The 2265-nt window shown below is 61.6% G+C and carries 3 protein-coding genes; all 3 read left to right on the forward strand.

Translation table 11 applies throughout. The annotated features are described in order from the left end of the window. Positions 1 to 142: 142 nt before the first annotated feature. Positions 143 to 682, forward strand: coding sequence for a translation initiation factor IF-2 N-terminal domain-containing protein (locus tag ACH4F2_RS35725; RefSeq protein ID WP_353798940.1), 540 nt, complete (start codon positions 143 to 145; stop codon positions 680 to 682). Further along, a complete protein-coding gene (locus ACH4F2_RS35730; protein ID WP_351648283.1) occupies positions 682 to 1008 on the forward strand; it encodes a hypothetical protein in 327 nt (108 codons plus the stop codon). The genes ACH4F2_RS35725 and ACH4F2_RS35730 overlap by 1 nt, the downstream gene beginning before the upstream one ends. Next, a partial coding sequence (locus ACH4F2_RS35735; protein WP_398136781.1) for a hypothetical protein occupies positions 1005 to 2265 on the forward strand: 1261 nt, incomplete at its 3' end. The genes ACH4F2_RS35730 and ACH4F2_RS35735, both read left to right, overlap by 4 nt.

Here is a 2265-nt window from a genome sequence, read left to right on the forward strand (position 1 = left end):
GAACGGCGGCGAGCCCGGCCGGAAAGAACGGCGGATACCCGAGTGGCGGGGGTGGCGGTGGATACCAATCCGCGGTCGGAGCCGCAGGCGGTTCCGGCGCAGACGGACGGATCGTCGTCGTCGAATACTTGAAGGAGACAGCGTGAACACAGCGACACCAGTTATTGATTGCGGCGGATTCGCCGGTCCTGCAAGAGCATTCCGTGTGACGCCGCCACTTCGTGATCCCTCGAACGGCCGAACCTTCGACCATGTGATCGTTTGTTTCACCGAGTTCGGTGGCCCACGTATTGAGGTCTTTGGAGGAACCGAGCACGGTACCGCGCTCCTGATGAATCCGCTTCCGGGTTCTTGCATCCTTCAACATGCCGTATCTCTCGACGACGCATGCATGTGGGCTCTGACTACAGCCGGGGGCTACGAGATCGTTCCGCCGGAGATCATCGAGCCTGAACCGGAGCCAGAAACCGTGGCGACACAGGACGTTCCAGAACAGGATTCGCCGCAGTCGACGCCGATTCGGGTCTATGCGCTTGCGCAGGAACTCGGCGTCACGTCGGCCGAGATTCTTCAGCGACTCGCTGATCTGGAGATTCCGATCACGAGCGCATCCGCAAACATCGATCCCGATACAGCTCAGATCATTCGAGACTTCTACGCAATGATTCCGGAGGTGAACTGATGCCGGATATCCGACGGCCAACTCCCACCGGAGCTCTGAACCTGCCGACTGTCGGCGACTTCGTCTACTGGTACCGATTCGACGACGACTCAGAGTTCCCCGCAGGTCTTGAGCTGTATTTCCTGATCGGTGATCCCGGTCCAGCGCAAATCCGATGGGGATTCGAGATCACCGGGCACGTCGCACATTTGAAGATCGAGTCCGAGATTGTGGCGACCGTCAAACCGCGCACAAAGTACTGGCTCATGCTCAAGGACACAACAACCACGCCCACCACCGAGCAGGAACTCCAGACCGGGCAGGTGAAGAAGGTGAATGCGCAGTGATTCTCGTAGGCAGTGACGGTGAACGCATCGATCTTGGAACGGAATCGACTCCCAGCGGGGGAGTCCTCGTTCCGCTTGAGGGTCCTCCGGGCAAGGATTCGACCGTTCCGGGTCCGCCGGGTAGAAACGTCGACGGCATCACCCTCTCCGGGGACAACCTGGTCTTCGACATGTCGCAGGGCGCAGACATCACCGTCGCTGTCCCCGCGATCACCGAAGCGAACGAGGCAGCAGGGCGAGCCGAGGACGCCGCCGACGCGGCAGTCCAGACCGCTGCGGGGATCCAAGATGTTGCGTCCGATGCGGCTCAGGTTGCGGAGGATCGGCTGGCTGTGGAGTCCGCAGCATCCGCAGTCGCGACCGACCGTCAGACCGTATCTGACGCGCGCGGCGTCGTCGTCACGGCGAAGGGCGATGTCGAGCAGATCAAGACCGAACTCGTGCAGGTCAAGGTCAGCATCGAGAACACAGCTGGCCTCGTTGACCAGACACTGGAGCAGTACGGCGCACAGTTCGTAATCGAGAGGGAGCTGTCGCAGCAGGCGGTAACCGATGCGACACTGCAGGCACAGCGCGCAGAAGCCGCGGCCGACGACATAGTCGCGGGCTCGGTTCTTGACAACGCCGTCACAACACCGAAGCTAGCTGACGAAGCAGTGACGAAGGGAAAGACCTCCACCGGTGTGCAGGCTTCCCTCGCAAGAGCGGACACATCAGTGCAGGAGGGCGATTCGCGACTGACCAACGCCCGCACTCCAACCGCCCATAGTCACCCCGAATCCGACGTCACCGGTCTAACCGCGAAACTCGCAACCAAGGCTGACCTCGATAGCAACGGGGTACTGGTTCAGTCGCAGATCCCGGCCGTCGCGATCCGGGACTTCCTCGGCGCTGTGGCATCACAAGCAGCGATGCTCGAGCTCGATGGTCAAAAGGGCGACTGGTGCACGCGCACGGACCGCGGTAGCGACTTCCAAATTATCGGCACGAACCCGACGCAGCTTGCGAGTTGGCGCGAGAACACCTACCCGGCGTCACCAGTTTCTTCGGTCAATGGTCGCCAGGGTGCGGTCACGACCCAGGCCGTGGACATCACCGACTCGACCGCCGTCGGACGCGCAGTGATGAAAGCAGCCGATGCCGGTGCCGGCCGACTTGCACTTGGCGTTGACGCGCCTTCCGACACGCGTAGCCCAACACCTGGATCGGTGACAATCGCGACGATGGCATCGGCTGCGAAGCAAGACACTCTCCGAT

Origin of the sequence: Streptomyces sp. NPDC017890 (genome assembly GCF_044328675.1) — a bacterium.
Lineage (GTDB): Bacteria > Actinomycetota > Actinomycetes > Streptomycetales > Streptomycetaceae > Streptomyces.

Bases quoted from the DNA above. Each gene is read 5' to 3' on its own strand.
- ACH4F2_RS35730 (WP_351648283.1), top strand. From the start codon at position 682: ATGCCGGATATCCGACGGCCAACTCCCACCGGAGCTCTGAACCTGCCG.